Origin of the sequence: Streptomyces sp. f51, from assembly GCF_037940415.1 — a bacterium.
GTDB lineage: Bacteria > Actinomycetota > Actinomycetes > Streptomycetales > Streptomycetaceae > Streptomyces.
In genome coordinates, this window is record NZ_CP149798.1 from 174211 (window position 1) to 196310 (window position 22100).

Annotated in this window: 20 protein-coding genes; 13 read left to right on the top strand and 7 right to left on the bottom strand. The window is 71.5% G+C overall.

The window, feature by feature from the left end; all coding sequences use genetic code 11:
* Positions 1-10: 10 nt before the first annotated feature.
* Both WJM95_RS00765 and WJM95_RS00770 read left to right on the top strand, forming a co-directional pair.
* Positions 11-2254 carry an MMPL family transporter gene (locus WJM95_RS00765; protein WP_339127462.1) on the top strand — a complete coding sequence of 748 codons (2244 nt, stop codon included), beginning with the start codon at positions 11-13 and terminating at the stop codon, positions 2252-2254.
* Between the two features lie 76 nt (positions 2255-2330).
* A complete protein-coding gene (locus WJM95_RS00770; protein ID WP_339127463.1) occupies positions 2331-2960 on the top strand; it encodes a GNAT family N-acetyltransferase in 630 nt (209 codons plus the stop codon).
* Here the strand turns inward: WJM95_RS00770 and WJM95_RS00775 are convergent.
* Positions 2921-3157 (bottom strand): DUF6296 family protein, encoded by a 237-nt coding sequence (locus WJM95_RS00775; protein WP_339127464.1) that lies wholly within the window; start codon positions 3155-3157, stop codon positions 2921-2923. The genes WJM95_RS00770 and WJM95_RS00775 overlap by 40 nt on opposite strands.
* A 189-nt stretch (positions 3158-3346) precedes the next feature.
* Here WJM95_RS00775 and WJM95_RS00780 point away from each other — a divergent pair, with 189 nt between their 5' ends.
* The gene (locus tag WJM95_RS00780; RefSeq protein ID WP_339127466.1) at positions 3347-6079 is read left to right on the top strand and encodes a SpoIIE family protein phosphatase; all 2733 of its coding nucleotides are present in this window, start codon (positions 3347-3349) and stop codon (positions 6077-6079) included.
* A 111-nt stretch (positions 6080-6190) separates the two neighbouring features.
* On the opposite strand, the gene WJM95_RS00785 is transcribed toward WJM95_RS00780, so the two are convergent.
* Positions 6191-7813, bottom strand: a complete 1623-nt coding sequence (locus tag WJM95_RS00785) for an MFS transporter (protein ID WP_339127468.1) — start codon at positions 7811-7813, stop codon at positions 6191-6193.
* Positions 7814-8072: 259 nt separating this feature from the next.
* On the opposite strand from WJM95_RS00785, the gene WJM95_RS00790 reads away from it, so the two are divergent.
* Together WJM95_RS00790 and WJM95_RS00795 are read left to right on the top strand one after the other, a co-directional pair.
* Positions 8073-8642: a DinB family protein gene (locus tag WJM95_RS00790; RefSeq protein WP_339127470.1), complete on the top strand. Its 570-nt coding sequence runs from the start codon at positions 8073-8075 to the stop codon at positions 8640-8642.
* Positions 8643-8742: 100 nt separating this feature from the next.
* On the top strand, positions 8743-9159 hold the full coding sequence (locus WJM95_RS00795) for a DUF6234 family protein (protein ID WP_339127472.1): 417 nt from the start codon (positions 8743-8745) through the stop codon (positions 9157-9159).
* Positions 9160-9260: 101 nt separating this feature from the next.
* Here the strand turns inward: WJM95_RS00795 and WJM95_RS00800 are convergent, their stop codons facing one another.
* Complete coding sequence (locus WJM95_RS00800; protein WP_339127473.1) at positions 9261-11135, bottom strand: trypsin-like serine protease; 1875 nt, start codon at positions 11133-11135, stop codon at positions 9261-9263.
* 326 nt (positions 11136-11461) lie between these two features.
* Here WJM95_RS00800 and WJM95_RS00805 point away from each other — a divergent pair, with 326 nt between their 5' ends.
* Entirely contained in the window at positions 11462-12346 is an 885-nt protein-coding gene (locus WJM95_RS00805) for a hypothetical protein (protein WP_339127474.1), read from the top strand.
* Between the two features lie 8 nt (positions 12347-12354).
* Here WJM95_RS00805 and WJM95_RS00810 read toward each other — a convergent pair whose 3' ends face one another.
* From WJM95_RS00810 to WJM95_RS00820, 3 genes are read right to left on the bottom strand one after another with little or no spacing between them, the layout of a single operon-like run.
* Complete coding sequence (locus tag WJM95_RS00810; protein ID WP_339127476.1) at positions 12355-13215, bottom strand: ABC transporter permease; 861 nt, start codon at positions 13213-13215, stop codon at positions 12355-12357.
* Positions 13175-14107 (bottom strand): ATP-binding cassette domain-containing protein, encoded by a 933-nt coding sequence (locus WJM95_RS00815; RefSeq protein ID WP_339127478.1) that lies wholly within the window; start codon positions 14105-14107, stop codon positions 13175-13177. The genes WJM95_RS00810 and WJM95_RS00815 overlap by 41 nt, the downstream gene beginning before the upstream one ends.
* On the bottom strand, positions 14104-14565 hold the full coding sequence (locus WJM95_RS00820) for a helix-turn-helix domain-containing protein (protein WP_339127479.1): 462 nt from the start codon (positions 14563-14565) through the stop codon (positions 14104-14106). Before WJM95_RS00820 ends, WJM95_RS00815 begins: the two co-directional genes overlap by 4 nt.
* A 212-nt stretch (positions 14566-14777) precedes the next feature.
* Between WJM95_RS00820 and WJM95_RS00825 the strand changes: the two genes are divergently transcribed.
* Positions 14778-15134: an STAS domain-containing protein gene (locus WJM95_RS00825; protein ID WP_339127481.1), complete on the top strand. Its 357-nt coding sequence runs from the start codon at positions 14778-14780 to the stop codon at positions 15132-15134.
* A gap of 218 nt (positions 15135-15352) precedes the next feature.
* Here WJM95_RS00825 and WJM95_RS00830 read toward each other — a convergent pair whose 3' ends face one another.
* On the bottom strand, positions 15353-15829 hold the full coding sequence (locus WJM95_RS00830; protein ID WP_339127483.1) for a MarR family transcriptional regulator: 477 nt from the start codon (positions 15827-15829) through the stop codon (positions 15353-15355).
* Positions 15830-15982: 153 nt separating this feature from the next.
* Between WJM95_RS00830 and WJM95_RS00835 the strand changes: the two genes are divergently transcribed.
* From WJM95_RS00835 to WJM95_RS00860, 6 genes are all read left to right on the top strand, one after another.
* Positions 15983-17158 (top strand): PP2C family protein-serine/threonine phosphatase, encoded by a 1176-nt coding sequence (locus WJM95_RS00835; RefSeq protein WP_339127485.1) that lies wholly within the window; start codon positions 15983-15985, stop codon positions 17156-17158.
* Positions 17159-17322: 164 nt separating this feature from the next.
* Positions 17323-18222 (top strand): STAS domain-containing protein, encoded by a 900-nt coding sequence (locus WJM95_RS00840; RefSeq protein WP_339127486.1) that lies wholly within the window; start codon positions 17323-17325, stop codon positions 18220-18222.
* Positions 18219-18641 (top strand): STAS domain-containing protein, encoded by a 423-nt coding sequence (locus WJM95_RS00845; RefSeq protein WP_339127487.1) that lies wholly within the window; start codon positions 18219-18221, stop codon positions 18639-18641. Before WJM95_RS00840 ends, WJM95_RS00845 begins: the two co-directional genes overlap by 4 nt.
* A gap of 47 nt (positions 18642-18688) precedes the next feature.
* On the top strand, positions 18689-19084 hold the full coding sequence (locus tag WJM95_RS00850; protein WP_339135280.1) for an anti-sigma regulatory factor: 396 nt from the start codon (positions 18689-18691) through the stop codon (positions 19082-19084).
* Positions 19081-20154: an ATP-binding SpoIIE family protein phosphatase gene (locus WJM95_RS00855; RefSeq protein ID WP_339127488.1), complete on the top strand. Its 1074-nt coding sequence runs from the start codon at positions 19081-19083 to the stop codon at positions 20152-20154. Before WJM95_RS00850 ends, WJM95_RS00855 begins: the two co-directional genes overlap by 4 nt.
* Complete coding sequence (locus WJM95_RS00860) at positions 20151-21929, top strand: SpoIIE family protein phosphatase (protein ID WP_339127489.1); 1779 nt, start codon at positions 20151-20153, stop codon at positions 21927-21929. Before WJM95_RS00855 ends, WJM95_RS00860 begins: the two co-directional genes overlap by 4 nt.
* The last annotated feature ends 171 nt before the right edge of the window (positions 21930-22100 follow it).

Here is a 22100-nt window from a genome sequence, read left to right on the forward strand (position 1 = left end):
GGAGCTGCGCATGTCGGCGACACAAGCCCCTTCAGCCAGCGGGCCGACCAGGCCCGGGTGGCTTCAGCGGCTGGGCGAGTGGTGTGCCCGCCATTTCGTGGTCGTCATCGTGGCGTGGCTCGTCGCGCTCGGCGTGCTCCAAGGGCTCAACCACTCGTTCGGCGGCCAGTACTCGGACAACTTCCAGCTGCCGGGAGTGCAGTCCACCGAAGGGCTCGACATCCTCAAGGCGCACGATCCGGCCGCGGGCGGCTACAGCAGCCAGGTCGTGCTGCGCGACACCCAGAAGCCGCTGACCTCTCTCAGCTCCCAGATGAGCCAGACCGTCGACTCCCTGGGGAAGCTACCGCACGTCCTGTCGGCGCAGAACCCGCTGCCGCCGCCCGGGTCCCAGCCCCCCTCGGGGCAGTCCCAGCAGAAGAACGTCGGACCGCTGTCCAGCGACGGGAAGACCGGCTACATCACCGTCCGCTTCGACGTACAGCCCTCGACGCTCGGCGACGAGTACCTCCACGGGGTGGACAGCGCCGTCCAGCCGCTGCGGTCCGCGGGAGTCGACGTCGAGTACGGCGGCCCGCTGGGCGAACTGGCCAGGCCCGCGGCGAATGACAAGATCAGCGAGCTCATCGGGTTCGCGGTCGCGATCGTCGTTCTGCTCGTCGGGTTCGGCAGTGTCATCGGGGCGGTTCTGCCACTGGTGACCGCCCTGGTCAGCGTCGTGGGCGGCCTCGCCATCCTCGGTCTGCTCGCCGCCGCGACCGACTTCGCCACGGTGTCGCCGACGCTCGCCACGATGATCGGTCTGGGCGTCGGCATCGACTACGCCCTGTTCCTGATCACCCGTCACCGGCAGAACCTCGTCAACGGCGCCGATCCCGTACGGGCGGCGGGCCGGGCCGTGACCACCAGCGGTCGGGCCGTCCTGGTCTCGGGCTGCACCGTGATCATCGCGCTGGCCGGTCTGTCCGTCTCCGGGGTCTCGTTCATCAGCAAACTGGGCCTCGCGGCGGCCGTCACGGTCGTCTCGGCGGTGGCCGGCGCGCTGACCCTCGTACCCGCCCTGCTCGGACTCATCGGCCGGCGCATCGACCGGTATCACGTGCGGACGCCGATCGCCGAGACGAACGCCGAGCCCGGGGCGGAGGTCACCGGCACCTGGCACCGCTACGCGCTGCGGGTCGAGCGGCACCCGTGGCGGTACCTGGCCGGCGGCCTGCTCACGGTGCTCATCCTGGCGATCCCCGTGTTCACCATCCAGCTCGGGCACATCGGTGACGGCGCCGACCCCACGTCGTTCACGGACCGGCGGGCGTTCGACATCATGTCGGACTCCTTCGGCCCCGGCTCCAACGGCCCCCTGACCGTGGTCATCGACCAGACGAACGTCCCGTCCGACAAGCGTTCCGCGCTGGCGTCACAGGCGCAGAAGACGGTCGGCGGGGTGTCGGGGGCGGCCGTGGTCACGCCGCTGACGGCCACGAAGGACGGGGACGTACTGGTGGGCACCGTCTACTCCAAGGTGTCCCCGCAGAACAAGGACACCACGGCCCTGACGAACCGCCTGGTCGACGACACCCTGCCGAAGGCCGTGTCCGGGTACGACGCCAAGGGCTATGTCACGGGCACGACGGCGGCCCAGGTCGACTTCCGCAACATCGTCGCGAGCCGGCTGCCCCTCATCATCCTCGTGGTGGTGGCGCTCGCCTTCATCATCATCCTGATCGTCTTCCGCGGGCTGCTCGTCGCGCTGAAGGCGGCGATCCTCAACGTGCTCTCCATCGCCGCCTCCTACGGTGTCGTCGTCGCCGTCTTCCAGTGGGGCTGGGGCGGTCCCGCACTCGGCGTCTCGGGCAAGGTGCCCATCGAGAGCTATGTGCCGATGATGATGTTCGCGATCATCTTCGGGCTCAGCATGGACTACGAGATCTTCCTGCTGTCCCGGGTGCACGAGTTCTGGCTGCGCAGCGGGGACGCGAAGGCGAGCGTCGCGCACGCGCTGGAGATCACCGCCCGCGTGATCACCTGTGCCGCGCTGATCATGATGAGCGTCTTCGCCGCGTTCATCCTGAGCGACAACATCGTGGTCAAGATGCTCGGCCTCGGACTCGCCGTGAGCGTGCTGATCGACGCGACGGTCGTACGCCTCCTGATGGTCCCGGCGGTGATGACCCTGCTCGGCCCCCGTGCCTGGTGGACCCCGCGCTGGCTCGACCGCATCCTCCCGCACATCGACCCGGAGGGCGACGAGCCCTGAGGACGGCCGAGAGGTCACGTCGTCCGGCGAAGGAAATCCGCGTGCTCCGTGCCACGCGGATCCCTAGCATGACGCAATGCCCCGGATCGAACGCCTCCGTCTCGGCCACGCCCCCGCGCTGCTCTCGTTCGAGCGGGAGAACCGCGCCTATTTCGCCGCGGTGATCCCCGACCGCGGCGACGACTTCTTCGCGCGGTTCGACGCCCTCCTGAGCGAGCGTCTGGCCGAACAGGTTACGGGGCAGGCCCACTTCCACGTCGTCGTGGACGACGCCGGGGCGGTACTGGCCCGCGTCAACCTGGTCGACGTGGAACGGGGTTCGGCCGTCCTCGGGTACCGCGTCGCCGAGCGCGCCGCCGGGCAGGGTCTCGCCACGGCCGCCGTACGCGAGGTGTGCGCGCTGGCCGCGAGCGCGTACGGGCTGCGCTCCCTGCGCGCCGCCGCGACCACCGACAACGCCGCGTCCCGGGCGGTGCTGGCCCGCACCGGATTCGTCGTCACGGGCGGCACGGAGCTGAACGGGCGTCCGGCCCTGACCTTCGAACGGGAGCTGCCGCCCGCGGCGAGCGCGGCGCCGGCGGCCGGCGGCGCGCTCGCGACGGGCGCGGAGGTGATCTCCGGAACCGACGGCGTGCCTCGGACCGCCGGGGGCGGGTTCGGGTCCGGTCAGGAAAGCGGTTCGACGGCCGGGTTGATCGGCGACTGATAGGCACCGCTGGCCAGCATGCGGACCTCGCCCGACGAGCTGATCTCGGCGCGAAGGATGCCGGTGGGATCGCTGTACACCGGGTGGCCGCCCGGTCCCTTGGCGGTCGTCCGCTCGACGACCACCTCGTCCGTCACCATGCCCCCATCGGGTCCGGGATGCGTGAAGGTCAGCCGGTAGCGGTCCACGGTCTTCATTCAGGGCCTCCGCGCCGAAGCGACGATTGGGTGCAATAAGGACTGTGTCTCCATCATGCGTCCACACACCGGGGAGCCGCCCGGCCTGCGCCGGGCCGTCCCGCCGTCCTCACCCGCCACCGGCGCTGCGGCCGGTCACCGTGCGTGACGCCCCTCGCCACCGGGCGCCGAGCAGTGTAGACATAGCTCATGGTCGGACTATTGGGTCGAACCCGGGCTCAGGAGGCCCGCCGCCCCAGTACAGCGCACCGCAGGCGTGGGCCACACGAAGGCAAGCACGGGCACGGCCCGTCCGACGGGCTGCGTTACGCCCTCGGCGGGCGGAGTGTCGCCGGACAGGTCTTCGTCCTGCAAGTGGTCATCGTGCTGCTCCTGGTCGTCGCCGCGGTGGTCGCGCTGGTACTCCAGGTGCGCCATGACAGCACCCAGGAGGCCCGCAACCGCTCGCTCGCCGTCGCGGAGACGTTCGCCAACGCGCCCGGCACCCGCGCGGCCCTGAGCGCCCCCGACCCCACCGCGCTGCTCCAGCCCAGCGCGGAAGCCGCCCGCAAGGCGTCGGACGTCGACTTCATCGTCGTACTCAACACGGACGCGATCCGCTACACGCATCCCAAGCCCGACCGGATCGGCAAGAAGTTCATCGGGACCACCGCACCGGTCCTGGCCGGCCACTCCGTCGTCGAGCAGGTCAACGGAACGCTCGGCCCGCTGGTGCAGGCCACCGTCCCCGTCAAGGCGCCCGACGGCAAGGTCGTCGGCATGGTCTCGGCCGGGATCACCACGGACAACGTGGGCGGCGCCGCCGACCACCAGCTGCCGCTCCTGCTCGGCGCCGCCGCCGTGGCGCTGGCGCTCGCCACCGCGAGCACCGCGCTGGTCAGCAGACGTCTGCTGCGCCAGACACACGGCCTCGGCCCGTACGAGATGACCCGGATGTACGAGCACCACGACGCCGTGCTGCACTCCGTCCGGGAGGGAGTGATGATCGTCGGCGCGGACGGGCAGCTGCTGCTGGCCAACGACGAGGCCGACCGCCTGCTCGACCTGCCCGCGGACGCCGAGGGACAGCACGTCCAGAAACTCGGCCTGGACTCGGGCACCGCCGAGCTGCTGGCCTCCGGGCGCGTCGCCACCGACGAGGTGCACCTCGTCGGGGACCGGCTCCTGGCCGTCAACCAGCGGCCCACGCACCTGCGGGGCGGACCGGCCGGAAGCGTCGCCACGCTCCGGGACTCCACGGAACTGCGGGCACTCTCGGGCCGGGCGGAGATCGCCCGCGAACGCCTCAAACTCCTCTACGACGCCGGGGTACGCATCGGCACGAGCCTGGACGTCACCAGGACGGCCGAGGAACTCACGGCCGTCGCCGTCCCCCGCTTCGCCGACTTCGTCACCGTGGACCTGGCCGACGCCGTACTGAACGGGCAGGAACCGGACGCCGGGACCGGGCTGCGCCGCACGGCCTACGGCGGCATCCGGGAGGACGCGCCGCTCTACCCGGTCGGGGAGCACATCGGCTTCGTGCCGTCCTCGCCCCAGGCCCACAGTCTGCGCACCGGAGAGGCCGTGGTCGAGCCCGATCTGGGCGGCGCCCCGGGCTGGCTGGCCCAGGAGCCGAAGCGCACCGCACAGGTCGTCGACTACGGCATCCACTCCCTGATCACCGTCCCCCTGCGCGTCGGCCCCCTGGTCATGGGCGTGGTCAACTTCTGGCGCTCCGAGAAGCCCGACCCCTTCGACGTGGACGATCTCGCCCTCGCCGAGGAACTGGTCGCCCGCGCCGCGGTCTCCATCGACAACGCCCGCCGCTACACACGCGAGCACACCATGGCCGTGACCCTGCAACGCAGCCTGCTGCCGCGCTCGCTGCCCGACCAGAGCGCACTCGACCTCGCCTACCGCTATCTGCCGGCGCAGGCGGGGGTCGGCGGCGACTGGTTCGACGTGCTGCCGCTGCCCGGCGCCCGGGTCGCCGTCGTCGTGGGCGATGTCGTCGGCCACGGCCTGCTGGCCGCCGCGACGATGGGCCGGCTGCGTACGGCGGTCCACAACTTCTCCGCGCTCGACCTGCCGCCCGACGAACTGCTCGGGCTCCTGGACGAGCTGGTCGGCCGGATCGACCAGGACGAGCTCCCGGAGGACACCAGGGCCGCCGTCACGGGCGCCACCTGCGTCTACGCCGTCTACGACCCGACGACCCGGCGCTGCACCGTCGCCCGCGCGGGACACCCGCCGCCCGCGGTGATCCGTCCGGACGGCAGCGTCGACTTCCCCGACGTGCCGGCCGGTCCGCCGCTCGGCCTGGGCGGTCTGCCGTTCGAGACGGCCGAGCTGGAACTGGAGGAGGGCAGCCGGCTTGTGCTCTACACGGACGGTCTGGTCGAGGACCGGGAACGGGACATCGACGTCGGGCTCGAACTGCTGCGGACGGCGCTGGCCGGTGCCGACCGCTCTCCGGAGGAGACCTGCCAGGCCGTGCTGAGCGCCCTGCTGCCGGCCCGGCCGAGCGACGACATCGCCCTGATCGTGGCCCGCACCCACGCGCTCGACGCGGACCGGATCGCCTCCTGGGAGGTGCCGTCCGAACCGGCCGCCGTGGGCGAGGCACGCGCCTCGGCCAGCCGGCAGCTGGAACGCTGGGGGCTCGGGGAGCTGGCGTTCACCACCGAGCTGATCCTCAGCGAACTGGTGACCAACGCGATCCGCTACGGCAACGGGCCCATCGGAGTCCGGCTGCTGCTGGACCGCACGCTGATCTGCGAGGTGTTCGACGGCAGCAGCACGTCACCGCATCTGCGGTACGCGGCGACGACGGACGAGGGCGGGCGCGGTCTGTTCCTGGTCGCGCAGCTCACGGACCGCTGGGGCACCCGGTACACGCCCGAGGGCAAGGTCATCTGGGCGGAGCAGCCGCTGCCTTGAGGGGTGCCGGTCGAGGCGGGCCGATGCGCCGGGGCCGGGGTCGGCCGGGACCGGCGTTTCGGCCGAAGCCGGTGTCGGCCGAGGTCCGGTGTCGCAGCCGGGGGCTGTGTTTCAGCCGGGGTCGGCCGGGCCGTCTCCCGGGTCCGGGTCCCCCATCGGGGTGGCGCCGGCCGACGCGCCGGCCTCGTCGCCCGCTCCGTCCCCGGGTGTCATCGCGGCGGCCCCGCCCTGGAGCCGCTCCAGGTCGGAGGGGCGCACCTGGATGACGATGAGGGCCACCAGGGCGGCGAAGACCGCGAAGACCGCGGCGGCGACGAACGCTCCCGTGATGCCGGAGGTCAGCACCTGTCCGCTCCAGGGCGCGGGGAGCTGTCCCGTCCTGCGGAACTGGAGCTTCTGCGCCGGGGTCGCGGTCGACAGGAAGTTCGCGACCTGGTTCGTGGCCTCGTTGCGGCTCGCGGTGCCGAAGACCGTGACCAGCACGGACAGGCCGAGGGATCCGCCGACCTGCTGGGTGGCGTTGAGGATGCCGGAGGCGGCGCCCGTGTCCTTGGGCTGTACTCCCGACACCGCCATCAGCGTCAGCGACACGAACTGAAGGCCCATGCCGAAGCCGAAGACCAGGGTGGGTCCGAGGATGCTGCCGAGATACGTGCTGTTGACGTCGGTGAGCGTCAGCCAGCCGAGGCCCAGCGCGGCCAGGATCGCGCCCACGGCCATGAAGGGCTTGGGCCCGAACCTCGGCAGCAGATTCGAGGCGACACCCGCGCCGATCGCGATGATCACGCTGACCGGCAGGAAGGCGAAGCCCGCCTTCAGAGGGCTGAACCCGAGGATGTTCTGCACGAAGAGCGTCAGGAAGAAGAACATCCCGAAGATGGCCGCGGACAGGCTCAGCATCATCGCGTAGACGCCCGAGCGGTTGCGGTCGCGGAACATCCACAGCGGGGTGATGGGCTGTCTCGACCGGCGTTCGACCGCGATGAACGAGATCAGGAAGACCAGCGCGGCGCCGAACGACGCCAGGGTGAGGGGGTTGCTCCAGCCCTGCTCCGAGGCCCGGATGAAGCCGTAGACCAGCAGCACCATGCCGAGTGTCGAGGTGAGGGCGCCGAGGAGGTCGAAGTGGCCCGGGTGCCGTTCGGACTCCTTGATGTAGCGCGGGGTCGCGAGCACGATCAGCAGGCCGATGGGGACGTTCACGAAGAAGACCCAGCGCCAGTCGAGCCACTCGACGAGGACACCGCCCGCGAGCAGTCCGATCGCGCTGCCGCCCGCGGAGACGGCGGCGAACACGCCGAACGCCCTGTTGCGCTCGGGTCCTTCACGGAAAGTGGTGGTGATCAGCGACAGGGCCGTCGGTGAGGCGATGGCACCGCCGACGCCCTGGAGCGAGCGTGCGGCGAGCAACTGCCATGATTCCTGCGAGAGTCCGCCGAGCAGCGAGGCGAACACGAAGAGCAGCACGCCGAATATGAACATCCGGCGTCTGCCGAGGATGTCCCCGGAGCGCCCGCCGAGCAGCAGCAGACCGCCGAAGGTCAGGGTGTAGGCGTTGATCACCCAGGACAGGTTCTCGGTCGAGAAGCCGAGCGAGGTCTGGATGTGCGGCAGCGCGATGTTCACGATGGTGATGTCGAGGACCACCATCAATTGGCACGAGGCGATGACGAGGAGTGCGATGCCGCTGCCTCGGCCCCGCTGCGGGGACTCGGCAGACTCGGAGGATGTCACGTGATCGGCCGTCATCGGGGAAGGCCCTGCATCGCGGGTCGGCGGTGAACGTGGATGTTCACTCCATCGACGTTAAGCCTGCCCGCGTCGCCCCACCAATCGAGACCGCGCGCCGTTCGTCCGCCGAGACGCCCTCGGACGTGCGCCATGGTTCGGACGACGAGAATCACGCCTCCCCCGATTTAGGTCAGCATCCGACCTAAAGCGCCTCTAGCGTCCTTCTCGTCCGGCGGAGCACGAACAACGGAGGGCAGCGACCATGAGCGAGACCGTCACGGCCGACGAACCGACGACCCACGACCCGGCCGACGGGCCGACCGCCACCGGCGAGCGGGCTGACTTGCTGGAGGTGCTGGCCAAGCACCGGGGCTTCCTGCGATTCACCACCCGCGACCTCACGGACGAGCAGGCCGGGCAGCGGACCACCGCGGGCGAGCTGTGTCTGGGCGGCCTGATCAAGCACGTCACCGCGGTCGAGCGGAACTGGGTGCGGTTCATCCTGGACGGCCCTTCGGCGATGCCCGACTTCACCAGGATGACCGAGGCCGACTGGGCCCGACGGGCCGACGAATTCCGGATGCTGCCCGGCGAGACACTGGCCGGCGTGCTGGCCGACTACGCCGAAGCAGCCCTCCGGACCGACGAGTTGGTCGCGACCCTGCCCGACCTGGACGCCGCACAACCGCTCCCGGATGCCCCGTGGTCGGAACCGGGAGGACGCTGGTCGGCCCGCCGGGTGCTGCTGCACATCATCGCCGAAACCACCCAACACGCAGGCCACGCCGACATCGTCCGCGAATCCCTGGACGGCGCCAAGACGATGGGTTAGCCGACGGCACCGCGATCCGTGACCGGCGTCGTCCCGCCAGGCACGGAACTGAGTACCCGTACTCATGCGCCGCCTCACGTGTGAGGACAGGGTGGCGCCCATGGACTTACCCGTTGCCCCTCCGGCCTTCGACGCCACCACAGGACCTGGACGAAGGAGCCGGGTGAACCGGGGTGCCGACATCGCGGCCGGATGCGTTCTCGTACTCCTGGAGTTGATCGCCCTGGCGGTCATCTTCGGACTCTGGTTCCTGTCCGGTCTCGAACTCGACCCGGAGAAGACCGGCACGACGGATCCCTTGTGGAGCTATCTGTTCGCCGCCGGCGGAGTCGGCGTCCTCGCCATCGCGGCGGCCGTGACAGCAGCATGGATCGACGCCGTCGTGACGGTCGTCACGCAGGCCGCCATGGCCGTCCTGATCTCCATGATCTTCCTGGGCGGAGGCGAGGCCCAGTCGCACCAGGATCAGCGGTGCCACGACGCGCCGTCGGCGGTCGGCTGTAGGGACAACGGCTAGCCGGACGCGAGGACGCCGAGCCGGTCTCCGCCGGGAAACGTCGGCACGAAGCCCCGGGCGTGTGGGCCCGGGGCTTCGTGCTGCTGTCACCGGTGAGTTGCTCAGGAGGTCGGGGCGACGAGCGTGTGTTCGGCTCCCAGCTGGTTGGGGAGGGTGTCGGTGTACATGGTGGTCTCGCCGTCGGACCAGCGGATGACGAGGTCGTCGGTACGGCCGTTGCCGGTGAAGTCGCCGGTCGTCATGGCCGCGTCGTGCTTCCAGAGCCCGTTGGGGTCCAGGATGCGACGCTCGCCGCCGAGGCCCGAGGCCGTCGTACCGACGTAGTCGTCGAGTTCGCCGTCGACCCAGCGCACCATGAGGTCCCACTTCTGGTCACCGGAGAACTCACCGGCCGTCAGGAGCGTGGCGTTCCGCCAGGTGTCGTTCTTCGGCTTCAGCTGGTGCTCCTGCCCGAAGGTGCCCGCGCCGACGTTCGTGTAGAGGGTCAGCTCACCGTCGGACCAGCGCACGACGAGATCGGTGACGTACTGCGCGGCGGCGAAGCGGCCCGCGACGATCTGCGTCGCGTTCTTCCAGAGGTCGTTGGGTTTGATCATCTGGGTGCCGGGCCAGTTCAGTCCCTTGGAGCCGACGTCGCCGTACAGGGTCACCTCGCCGTCGGCCCAGCGGACCAGCAGGTCGAACTGGTCGGACCCGGTGAAGTCGCCCGCCGTGACGGTCTTGGCGTTCTTCCAGGTGGAGTTCTTGGGCAGCAGTTGCCGCTCGGGATCGTAGCCGCCGTGTCCGTCGCCGGGGTAGAGCGTGACCTCGCCGTCGGACCAGACCACGATCATGTCGCTGTGGCCGGTCCGGCGGAAGTCGCCCGAGGCCATCAGGCCGGCGTTCTGCCAGGTGGCGGCCGTGCCCGGGAGCCAGGGGTCCCCGGAGGGCCGGTACGGCGGCTTGTCGTCCTCCACCTTCCGGTGCGCTGCGGCGTCGGCGAACAGGTCCTGGGCGTCCTTGCCGTAGACCGGCGCGTAGGTCACCCAGTCGTCGTTGGCGTCGTTGCCACCGCCGTTGTACCCGCCGGTGTTGCCGATCACCTTGCCGGTGCCGTCGGTGCTGTTGTAGTCCTCGATCCACGGACCGCCGGAGACACCGCCGTAGAACCCGGTGCAGGTCATGCGCATCTGCCGGAAGCCCGGCAGTTGAGAGGTGCTGACGGGGCAGCGGACCGGCACGTGGTCGGGGTTGACCCCAGCGTCGTCGGGATAGCCGATGACGGTGACCTTGTGGCGATAGCCGCTCGTCGGCGTGAAGGTCAGGGCTCCCGTGACGTCCTCAACCTTGCCCCGGCTGTTGGAGCCGACCTGGGCGAAGGCCAGGTCGAGGTCGGAGACCGCCTTCTTGCTGTTCCTCTCGTAGCGCGGGTCAATGTAGAGCTGGGACACCGGGAACACGCCGTCCGGCTGCTCGGCGGCGGGCCGGCCGACGCGGTAGCGGGGCACGAAGATGCGGTGGGTGGCCGATTTCAGGCCGAGCCCGCAGTGTCCGGCGGTCAGGACGATGTCCTTGGCGGCCGTGTGCACGACGCTGCCCGTGCAGTATGTCTTCGGGCCGCCGAGCGGCTTGCCGTCGAAGAAGAACGTGCCCACCATCGGGTGGCCGAGGAAGTGCTCAGGGGCGGGAGTGCCCGCCGGCGGAGGCCGGTGCGCGGCGGCGCCGGCCCGCAGCCCGTGCTTCGCCACGGCCGAAGCGGGGACCGGCGGGGAGTCGACCGGGACCGCGTTCTCCATGCGGTCCGCCGTCCAGTACTTCTCCTCCTCGCTCAGACTCGGCCCGTCCGAGGGGGACGGAGCGAAGGTCGGCTCGGCGGAGCGCGTCGAGGGCGCCGGGGGCGTGCCGGAGTCGGCCGGCTCGACGGCCCCCGCGACCGTCGACGGCGGCGAGGTGGCCGACGACTTCGGCGGGACCTGTAGCCCGGAACCGGGAGTCACCGGTAATGCGGAAGCCGTCGCTCGGGCGGAGGCCGTCAATGAGGCGGAAGCCGTCACTGGGACGGAGGCCGTCACTGGGGCGGAGGCCGCCGGCGCCGGACGGCCGGTCGCGGCCGATGCCGTCCCGGTGCCGAGAACGCCGACGCCCACTCCCAGCGCCAGGACTCGAATCCATCTGTGTCTGGAACGCAACAAGGTGCCTTTCCGTCTTGCAAGGGGTCGTACGGTGAGCGAGCCCCGAACTCCCCTTTGTCGTACACGGGTTCAATGGCACAGTACTATCGATCATTACCTGACATATCGCCAAATAAGAGACGAGCGAGGCGATGACCCGACTCCGCAGGACCGCGTGGGCGACACTCCCTCTCCTGCTGTCCTTCGCGGCAGCCGTGCCGGCCTCGGCCTCGCCGCCCGGACCCTCGCTCCCGTTCGGAAGTGTCCGCTCGGTGCATCCCGGCGACACACTGACGGTCGACTCCGCGGCCAGTGATGCCACTTACCTAGCGACGATCGCCTCCCCCGCGTTCGTCAAGGCGGGGAAGCTGCGCATGATGCATCCGGTGCTGACCACCACCGTCACCATCGCCTGCGACGCCCGCCCCGGCACCTACCCGGTGACGCGACGCGACGCGGGAGACGTGGGCCCGGACGAGCATCCGTTCCGATGGGCACGGGTGCGCGTGGAACCCGCCGACGAGGCGGCACGCAGCGCCTGTCGGAGCAAGGTGGGGAAACTGCCCCCGCCCAGGCTGGAGGAGCGCTGGGCTCCGGACAGAACATGGCCCCAGTCGGCATGGGACGTGCGGACCTTCCGGGCGGGCAGCCGCATCACGATCACGGACAACGACGACGAGGGCTCGGACGGAGACATCACCCTCACCTCCCGCGCCTTCACCGGCCGCCCCGTCCTGCGCGGCGCCAAGGCCGTCCTGACCGCCACCACCACCTTGACCTGCGACTCCGCACCCGGCCTCTACGTCGTCTACCGGCACGACGTCGACCGGACCGGCCCCGGCAAACCATGGGCCCGTCTGCGCATCGCCCCCGCCGCGCCCGGGAGGGCCTGCGCCGACCAGCAGGCCGCGAAGGACTCGGCCGCCCCATCCCGTACCGACTTGGTGGCCTGGGCCGCCGGCGGCCTACTCCTCGCCGCCGCGGCCGGAGCCGGACTCCTTCGGTGGGCCGACTCCCGCCGCGCACGCTCCGCCTGAGCGTGTTCTCACCTGGCCAGTCGCCCCAGGAGCGAGGACGCGGACCAGATGCCGAGGGCCGCGGCGACGGCCAGGACGCCGTAGTCGAGGGGCAGATGCGCGGGCGTTCCGAGCAACAGACCGCGCAGGGCGTCGACTTGGTAGCTGAGCGGGTTGACCAGGCTGACGGCCTGGAGCCAGCCGGGCATGATCGCCACCGGGTAGAGGGCGTTGGAGCCGAAGAAGAGCGGCATGGTGATGGCCTGCCCGATGCCCATCAGGCGGTCCCGGGTGAGCACGATGCCCGCAATCGTCATGGACAGGCAGGAGAAGAAGGCCGAACCGAGCACGACGGCCACGGCCACTCCGAGGAGCCGCAGCGGATTCCACGTCATCGCCACGCCGAGCAGCGCGGCGATCACGACGACCACCACGGCCTGGATCAGCGCCTTCACTCCGGCGGCGAACGCCTTGCCGGTGATGAGCGCGGAGCGGGGCGTCGGGGTGACCAGGAGCTTCGTGAGAATTCCGGCGTCCCGCTCCCAGATGATCATGATGCCGTAGAAGATGGCGATGAACATGGCGGACTGGGCGATGATGCCGGGCGCCAGATAGTCGAGGTAGGGGATTCCGCCGGTCGGGATCGCGTGGATCCGGGTGAACGTCTCACCGAAGATCAGCAGCCACAGGGCCGGCTGGACCGCCCGGGTGTACAGCTCGGTGCGGTCGTGGCGGAGTTTCTGGAGCTCGACCGCGCACATCGCGGCCACCCGGGCGGGCAGCACGCGCCAGCCCGTGCGGGCCTTCGGCGGGATCACGAGCAGGTCGAGGCTCCCGGGGCGGACGTGCTCAGCCGACGCGGGAAGCGGTACGGCGGGTGCTTCGGACATCGCTGAAGTCTCCTGATCGGTCGTCGAGTCCACTGCCGGCGACGTCGCGGAAGACGTCCTCCAGGGTGGGCGGTTCACCGTCGCCGGTGATGCCGCGGCGCTCACCGAGGCCCGCCCTCAGCTCGTCCGGTGTGCCGAGCGCGCGGACGCGTCCGCGGTGCATCAGGGCGACCCGGTCGCAGTACTGGTCGGCCTCGTCCATGTAGTGGGTCGTCACGAGGACGGTCATGCCGGTGGCGGCCCGTACGGCGTTGATGTGCTCCCACACGCTGGTGCGGGCGATCGGGTCGAGGCCGATCGTGGGCTCGTCCAGGATCAGCAGCCGGGGCGCGCTGACGAGTGCCTGGGCGAGTTCCAGTCGGCGGACCATGCCCCCGGAGTACGTCTTGGCGAGCCGGTCGGCCACGTCGGCGAGGCCGACGGCGTCCAGTGCCTGGGCGACACGGGCCGCGCGTTCGCGCCGGGACACGTCGAAGACGCGGGCGAACAGGGCCACGTTCTCCCGTCCGGTGAGTCCGGAGTCGGCGGACAGCTGCTGCGGTACATAGCCCAACAGGCGTCGCACGGCCATGCGTTCACGGGTGGCGTCGTGCCCGAAGACCCGGACCTTTCCCGCGGGGACCGGCAGCAGCGTGGTGATGCACCTCAGTGCCGTGGTCTTTCCGGCACCGTTGGGGCCGAGCAGTCCGAACACCTCGCCGTCGCGGACATCGAGGTCGAGACCGTCGACGGCGGTCATCGAGCCGAAGGCGTAGACGAGTCCGGCACAGGACACGGCGTCGACGGGGCCGTCGTCCCGGAATCCGGGTCCGGGCTCGGAGCCGGGCTCGGGCTCGGGCTCGTGGTCCTCCGGCCGTGCCGGGTCCGTGCGTCCGTTTCGCCGCCGTGTCATGACTCCTCGGCCTCCTCGTGCAGATGCGTCGCCAGTTTCCGCAGGGCCGGCAGGGCGGCCTCCAGCGCGGCACGGTCGGCCGCGTCGAGGCGGGCCACCTGGCCGCGTACGAGCACACCGCGCCGGTGCCGCCAGTCGCGCAGCCGGGCCTCGGCCGCGGGGGTGGACAGCAGTCGGGCGGCGCGCCGGTCGGCCGGGTCGGTCTCGCGGACCAGATAGCCCTCCCCGGCCAGCCTGTTGACCAGGGTCGAGACCGAATTGCCGGCCAGATAGAGCTCCTTGGCCGCTTCCGACACGCGGATGCCCGGTCGGTCGACGACCAGCCGCAGCAGATCGACCTCGGCACCGCGCAGGCTCGGTCCCGCCGTGCCCGCGCGCAGCCGCCGCCTGATCAGCCGCTGGAGGCCGGCCAGGGCGTCCGCCAGGCTCTCGGGGAAGTTCTCCGGATCCGCCTTCACGCTTCGAGATTACCTCTGTGTCAGAGGTAATTCGGGAAAGGGCGGGTCAAGAAGAGGAGGGCCGGGAGAACGGTTCGGGCGCCGGAACCGAAGGTGTGCGCCCCGGCTCGGCGGGTAACCGTTGACCTGCTCACCGGCGCGCCCGGCGCCGGGTTGATCCCGACGGGTCACGTTCCAACTTGGAGGTAGCCGTGCCGGCCGAAGAGGCTCCTGTGTCCATCGACGCGAGCGCGTGCGGCGAGGGCATCGCCCTGGTCACCGTCGCCGGGGAACTGGACGTCGAGACAGCCCCCGAGCTGCACACCCGACTGGCCGACGAGATCCGCGGCGGCCGACGGCACCTGCTGCTCGATCTGTCCGCGGTCCCGTTCATGGACTCCTCCGGCATCAACGCCCTGCTCAAGGCCCACGACGCCGCCGGGCGCGCGGGAGGCGGCGTATGCCTGGTGTCCCCCGCGCGCGTGGTCCAGCGCATTCTCGATCTCACGGGCGTCAGCCTCGCCATCCCGTCGGTGGACGACGTCAGGACCGCTCTGGTCCGCATAGACGAGGGCACGACCCGCCACTAGGGCCTTTCGGCGGGGCCGGGGGCGCATGAGCAACAGTTGCCATTTGACAACTGTAAGCGTGAGACAACAGAGTGATCGCCTCAGACGAGGAAGGTGATCAGCCGGTACTGGAGAAAGGGATCCGAGATGGCGCACCGGGCGAGACCGTCCGCCCCCGTGCGGCGACCGCGACGCACCGGTGCGCGACGACCGTCCACCGGTCCGGGCCGCCGTGCCGTTCAGGCCGAGCGGACGTCGACCGCGTCGCCCTCCTGGAGCTGCGCGGACGCGGCCGCGCAGAACGCCGACAGCCCCTCCACGAGCGCCGCCCGCCCGGCGGCCGGCATCTGCTCGAGGACCGCCTCCACGGCATGCTCACGGCGCTCACGCAGCTCCGCGAGGAAGGTCCGGCCCCTGGGGCTGAGGAACAGCCGGAGCTCCCGGCGGCTGACGTCGCTCGGTGCCCGCTCGACGTACCCGACGGCCTGGAGCCGGTCGCAGAGCCTGCTGGTCGAGGGAGGCGTGGAGCCGAGCGCGTCGGCGAGGGTTCTCAGATTGATGCCCTCGTCGTGTTCCAGGATGAACATGACCCGCAGCTGGGAGGCCGACACGGGCGCCGTCGAGGCACGCCCCCAGAGGATCTCCAGCAGCTCGGCCGCCTCGGCGGTCACGCGCGCCACCTCGTTGGGGTGCGGACGCGGGCCGGAAGAAGTCACCGTCTAACTCTCCCAGTCTTCTCTGGCGCTGTCAGCCTGCGGAAGCGACAACAGGGACACAACAATAGATACCAGCACCCACGCCCGATGGAACGGCCCACCCGGAGCGTGGATCCGGCATCGTACTAGTCGAAGAATGGCCTACCCGACATCGTGAACAGATTCGTGGCCGCGGAGCGCGCCTTGCGCACCGCGGCACCCCACCAGTTGCTGGATGCCGTCCGTGACGTGCTGTGCGATCACTACGCGGCGGACTCCGTCGAGCTCTTCATGGCCGACTACGGGCTCACCGTGCTCCAGCCCGTGTCGGTGCTTCCGCACACCCTGGAGCCCATTCCGGTGCACACCAGCCCCGAGGGCCGCGCCTTCGGGGCACAGGAGCCCTTCGTCGAGGAACGCGGCGAGGGGACGGTACGCGCCCACCTCCCGGTGACGGTGCGCGGCGACCGGCTCGGCGTCCTCTCCGTCACCCTGCCCTCGGCGGCCTGCGACGAGGAGACGCTCAACGAGCTCGCCGAGATCGCGGAGGTCCTCAGTCACGAGGTGCTCGTGGCCGAACGCGACACCGACCTCTACCTCCAGGCACGCCGCAAGGACCGGCTGACGCTGGCCGCCGAGATGCAGTGGCAGTTGCTGCCCGGCCGCTCCTGCTCCCGGCCCGAGTACGAGCTCGGCGCCCAGCTGGAGCCCGCCTACGCGATCTTCGGCGACAACTTCGACTGGTCGGCCGACGCCTCCCGGCTGTCCCTGTACGTCACGAACGGGATGGGCGAGGGTATCGAGGCGTCGCTGCTGACCAATCTCGGCATCAACGCCCTGCGCAACGCGCGCCGGGCCGGCATCCCGCTCCACGACCAGGCGGCCCTGGCCGACCAGGCGATCTACGCCCAGTACCGGGGCGACCGCTATCTGTCCGTGCTCATGCTCGATTTCGAGCTGGCCACCGGCCGCATGCAGGTGATCGACGCGGGGTCGCCCCAGATGCTGCGGCTGCGGGGCCGGACGGTCGAACGCGTCGACTTCGAGGCCCAGCTGCCCCTCGGCATGTTCGAGGAGACCGACTACCTCGTCCAGGAGTTCCGGGTGGAGCCCGGCGACCGGCTCCTCTTCGTGAGCGACGGCGTCCACGCCGTCGCGGGGCCGGGCGGCGAGACGTACGGGGAGCAGGCCCTGGCCATGGCGATCACCTCCACCCAGCTGCTGCCCGCGACGGAGGTGCCCCGCGCCGTCCTGAGAGAGCTCACCGGTCACCGGGGCAGGCCCCGGCCGGAGGACGACGCCCTGGTGGTGTGTCTCGACTGGCACGGACCGTCGGGCGCCGGGAAGTAGCGACCCCGAGGAACCGGGCCGGTCCCGGGCGGCGATCCCCCGCGCGTGCGGAGCGGGTGCCGTGCGTTCCAGGAGCATGACTACAGTTGTCGTACGACAAGAAACCGTGACGTGCGGCGGATCCCGCACGGCCGCGAGGACGCACGGACCGAGGAGTAGAACACGTGGCGGACCGACAGGCAGAGGTACAGCAGGCGTCGCCGGCCCAGGAGGTCGGCGCGTTCCTGCGTCGCCGCCGGGAACAGATCGCCCAGCGGTGGGCCGACGAGGCGCTGTTCCGCACCGTGTTCACCGTCTCCCGGGACGAGGCCGTGGAGGCGGGCCGTGCCGTCGTGGAGGCGCTGGCCGCGGTCGCGGCCGCGGAGCGGACCGAGGACCTCGGGGCGGCCGGATTCGCCACCGTTCGCGAGCAGCTGGGGCGCATGGCGGCCTCCCGGGCCCGCACGGGTGCCGGGTCCGCCCAGATAGCCGCCGAGGTGGCGGCGCTGCGTCCGGCGGCCTACGAGCTGCTGAGCGCCGACCTCGCCGACTCCCCCCACGCGTTCGCCGAGGCCTGCGCGGTCTCCCTCACGGCGCTGCTGGGAACGCTCCGCCTGGTCGTTCTGGAGACCGCGCTCAGCGCCGGGCAGGACCTCATCGACCGGCAGCGCCTCCAGCTGCTGGAAGTCGCCACGCCCGTGATCAAGCTGTGGACGGGTGTGGTCGCCGTCCCGCTGATCGGCACCCTCGACAGCGCGCGCAGCCAGGTGGTGATGGAGAGCCTGCTCGACGCCGTCGTCAGCCAGCAGGCACGGTTCGCCATCCTGGACATCACCGGTGTGCCGACCGTCGACTCCCTGGTCGCCCAGCACCTGATGAAGACCGTGGCGGCAGCCCGTCTGATGGGGGCGGAGTGTGTCGTCTCCGGCATCCGGCCCGCGATCGCCCAGACCATCGTCCACCTCGGCATCGACCTGGGATCGGTGGTCACCCGCGCCAGTCTCGCCGACGCCCTCGCGTACGCCCTGAACCGGCAGGGGATCTCCGTCGTCGACCAGGGCCGCACCGGTCCGAGCTCACGGTGAACACCCCCGTCCCCGGCGCCTGCGGCCCCCGTCTCCCCGTCCTGAGGATCGGCGACATCCTCCTGGTCACGCTGCACGGCGACCTGCACGACGAGGCGGCCGAGAGGTTGCAGCAGGACATCGGCGAGGCCATCGCGGCCAGTTCCGTCGGCGGTGTGGTCATCGACATCTCCGGGGTGGAGATCGTCGACTCCTTCCTGGGACGCGTGTTCTCCGAGGTGGCCGCGCACGCGAAGCTGCTCGCCGCGCAGACCGTGGTCGCCGGCATGCGCCCCGCCGTCGCCATCACCCTGGTCGAACTGGGCCTGACGCTGCCCGGACTGCGTACGGCGCTCGACACCGACGAGGCCCTGCGCCTGCTCGCCCCGGCCTCCACTCCCCGCCTCCACCAGAACCCCGTACGCCAGGAGAGCCCGTGACGGACACTGCCGGCAGTGTCACCGCCTCCCTGCCGATCCGTACCGACATGGATCTCGCGTGGGTGCGCCAGCACGTGCGCCAGACGGCCGCCGGGCTCGGATTCGGACTCGTGGCTCAGACCAAGCTGGTCACCGCGGCCAGTGAACTCGCGCGCAACACACTGGTGCACGGCGGAGGCGGCCAGGTCGAGTCCACGGTCGTGGGGGCGGGGACCGCGCGGGGACTGCGCCTGACGTTCTCCGACGAGGGTCCCGGCATCCCGGACGTCGAGCGGGCCCTCGGCGACGGCTACACCTCGGGCGGCGGTCTGGGTCTCGGTCTGGGCGGAGCCCGCCGCCTGGTGCACGAGTTCTCCATCGACTCGCGTCCCGGCGAGGGCACGGCGGTGACCGTCGTCTGCTGGACCGCGGGCGCGCCCCGGCCGCGGGAGGAGAGCCGATGACACGCGTCTGGGACGTACCCGTCCACGACTCGACCCGGGTCCGGGACGTCCGGGTCGCGGCCGAGGCCGCCGCCGAGCACACGGGACTGAGCCGCGACCGCGGCGCGGTCGCCGTGCTGGTGGCCACCGAACTGGCCACGAACCTGCTCAAGCACGGGGACGGCGGCAGGATCCTCCTGGAGACCGTGCACACCGACCTCGCGCCGCCCGGCACCGGACACGGCCCGGCCCTCCAGATCGCCGCGATCGACCACGGCCCGGGGATCGCCGACCTCACGGCCGCCTCGCGCGACGGCTTCTCGACGACGTCCTCCCTCGGCGCGGGACTCGGCACGTGCCGGCGCATCGCCGACCACTTCGAGGTGCACACCGTGCCGGGCCGCGGCACCGTGGCGCTGGCCCGGGTCCACGCGACCCGCCGGGACCGGCCGGGACACCGCTCCCCCGGCACGAGCGCACCGGTCCGCGCGGGAGGCGTCAACGTTCCTCTCGCGGCCGCCGAGCACTCCGGCGACGCCTGGGTGTGTGTGCGCTCCGAGGACCTGGTCACCCTGCTGCTCGCCGACGGCCTCGGCCACGGCCCCTCCGCCGCGAGGGCGTCCGGGGCCGCCGTCGCGGAACTGCGCCGGCTCGCGCATCTGCCGCCCACCGAACTGCTCGGCGCGCTGCACCCGGCGCTGCACGACACCCGGGGCGCCGCCGTCGCGGTGGCCCGGCTCGATCTCGTGAACCTGCGCCTCGACTTCGCGGGGATCGGCAACGTCGGGGCCCGGCTGCGTTCCGGCGACACCTGGACTCCCCTGCTGTCGCATCCCGGGATCGTCGGCGCCCACCGCCCGGCGCGGCTGCCGCAGAGCAGCCTGCCGTGGACCCACGACAGCCTCCTCGTGCTCCACAGCGACGGTCTGCCCAGCCGCTGGGTCCCCCCGCCGCTCGCCCATCTCACCACCTGGGACCCCGCCGTCACCGCCGCGGTGATCATGCGCGATTCCAGCAGTGCCGCGCGTCCGGCGCGCGACGACACCACCGTGGCCGTGCTGGCCCCCACTCCGCAGGATCACCGATCATGACCCGCACCTGGCAGATCACCACGGTCGACGACGCCGCCCGTGCCCGCATCGCCGCCGCCCGGATCGCCGCGGCGCACGGCGTCCCCATGGTGGAGCGCACCCGCCTGGTCACGGACCTGAGCGCGCGGCTGCGGCAGTGTCTCCTCAAAGGGGGTGGTTGGCGTCTGACCGTGACGGCCGCGCCCACGAGCGAGCCGCACCGCGCCCGGTTGACCATGACCCTCGGCGCGGAGGCGAACGAGGCGAACGCGGCGCACGACGGCCCGAGTTGGCAGGCGAGTGTGGACACGGCCGGTCCTGGCCGGGGAGCGGACGGGCCGCCCGATGGCGTCTCGGCCCGCGTTCCGCGCGACAGGGCCGCCCTCGCCGACGCCCTGCTCAGCGCCGACGAGGACGCCGCCCGACTCCTGGACGAACTCGCCGAACAGGAGCGGTTGGTCGCCTTCCACCGGGAGGAACTGCACCAGACCAACCAGGGTGTGCTCGCGCTGCACGCCGAACTCGACGCGGCCGGCCGGATCCAGCGCGAGCTGTTCGACGCCGAACGCCGGGCCCGTACCGAAGCCGAGAACGCCCGGCGCGGACTGACCTTCCTCGCCGACGCCAGCGCGGCCCTGACCGCCTCGCTCAACGTCGAGGAGATCCTGGCCCATCTGCCCCGGCTGCTCGTGCCGGACTACGCCCGGAGCGTCGACGTATGGCTCTTCGCCCCCGAGGACAGGGCCCGTGGGCACGTGGTCCGTCCGGCGGCCGCCGTCGCGGCCGCCCGTACCGGCCGCCCGCACTACGCGGCCGACCGTCCGGGCCGGCTGCCCGGGGTCGAGGACCTGCCGCCCTCGGTGCTCCACCCGGGGCAGCCGCTGCTGTGCATTCCGCTGGCGAGCCGGCACACGCCCGTCGGTGTCGTGACGCTGACGCCGTCGCGGGAGGGGTGGAGCGCGGACGACACGGTGATGCTCGTCGAACTCGCGCGCAGGGCGGGCGTCGCGATCGATCACGCGCAGCGCTTCGAGCACAACCGCGACATCGCCGAGACCCTGCAACGTGCCCTGCTCACCGACCTCCCCGCCACACCCGGACTGAGTCTGGCGGCGCGCTACCTTCCCGCCACGCACGGGCTGAACATCGGCGGCGACTGGTACGACGCGTTCCGCCAGCCCGACGGGGGTCTGGTCGCCGTCATGGGCGACGTCACCGGCCACGGGCTGCACGCGGCCGTCATGATGAGCCAACTACGCACCGCCCTGCGGGCGTACGCCGTGGACGGGGGCACACCCGGACGGCTCCTGACCCGCCTGCACGCGTTCCTGAACCATCTCCAGCCCGACCTCTACGCCACCGCGGTCATCGCACGGTTCCACCCGGACGAGCCCGAGGTCACCTGGGCAGCCGCGGGGCACCCGCCGCCGGTGCTGCGCGCGCCGGACGGCGAGGTGCGCGTCCTGGACGCCCGGCCCGGTGCGATGCTCGGCATTCCGCTGCACCAGGAGATCCGCGACCACACGGCGCTGATTCCACCGGGATCCACGCTCGCCCTGTACACGGACGGTCTCGTGGAACGGCGGAGAGAGGGCATCGATCCGGGCATACGGCGGCTGGCCGAGGCACTCTCCGCCGAGCGGGCGGTCGATCTGGACCGCGATCTGGAGGGCGCCGCGGACCGGATCCTGCACCCGATGCTGCGCGACTCGCAGCGCGACGACGACGTGTGTCTGCTGCTCGTCCATCTCGACGACGCGGCCACGGTGGACGCCCCCGGGCGGACGTACGCCTGACATCCGGCGGGACGGCACTGGAGGGCGGACGGCGCTGGAGGGCGAAGGGCGCTGGAGGGCAGAGGGCGCTGGAGGGCAGAGGGCGCTGGAGGGCAGAGGGCGCTGGAGGGCGGAGGGCGCTGGAGGGCGCTCCATCACGCGGCCGGGCCGTGCCGCCGTTCATCCACGCGG

Bases quoted from the DNA above. Each gene is read 5' to 3' on its own strand.
- WJM95_RS00765 (WP_339127462.1), top strand. From the start codon at position 11: ATGTCGGCGACACAAGCCCCTTCAGCCAGCGGGCCGACCAGGCCCGGG.
- WJM95_RS00770 (WP_339127463.1), top strand. From the start codon at position 2,331: ATGCCCCGGATCGAACGCCTCCGTCTCGGCCACGCCCCCGCGCTGCTC.
- WJM95_RS00775 (WP_339127464.1), bottom strand. From the start codon at position 3,157: ATGAAGACCGTGGACCGCTACCGGCTGACCTTCACGCATCCCGGACCC.
- WJM95_RS00780 (WP_339127466.1), top strand. From the start codon at position 3,347: ATGGTCGGACTATTGGGTCGAACCCGGGCTCAGGAGGCCCGCCGCCCC.
- WJM95_RS00790 (WP_339127470.1), top strand. From the start codon at position 8,073: ATGAGCGAGACCGTCACGGCCGACGAACCGACGACCCACGACCCGGCC.
- WJM95_RS00795 (WP_339127472.1), top strand. From the start codon at position 8,743: ATGGACTTACCCGTTGCCCCTCCGGCCTTCGACGCCACCACAGGACCT.
- WJM95_RS00805 (WP_339127474.1), top strand. From the start codon at position 11,462: ATGACCCGACTCCGCAGGACCGCGTGGGCGACACTCCCTCTCCTGCTG.
- WJM95_RS00810 (WP_339127476.1), bottom strand. From the start codon at position 13,215: ATGTCCGAAGCACCCGCCGTACCGCTTCCCGCGTCGGCTGAGCACGTC.
- WJM95_RS00815 (WP_339127478.1), bottom strand. From the start codon at position 14,107: ATGACACGGCGGCGAAACGGACGCACGGACCCGGCACGGCCGGAGGAC.
- WJM95_RS00850 (WP_339135280.1), top strand. From the start codon at position 18,689: ATGGATCTCGCGTGGGTGCGCCAGCACGTGCGCCAGACGGCCGCCGGG.
- WJM95_RS00855 (WP_339127488.1), top strand. From the start codon at position 19,081: ATGACACGCGTCTGGGACGTACCCGTCCACGACTCGACCCGGGTCCGG.
- WJM95_RS00860 (WP_339127489.1), top strand. From the start codon at position 20,151: ATGACCCGCACCTGGCAGATCACCACGGTCGACGACGCCGCCCGTGCC.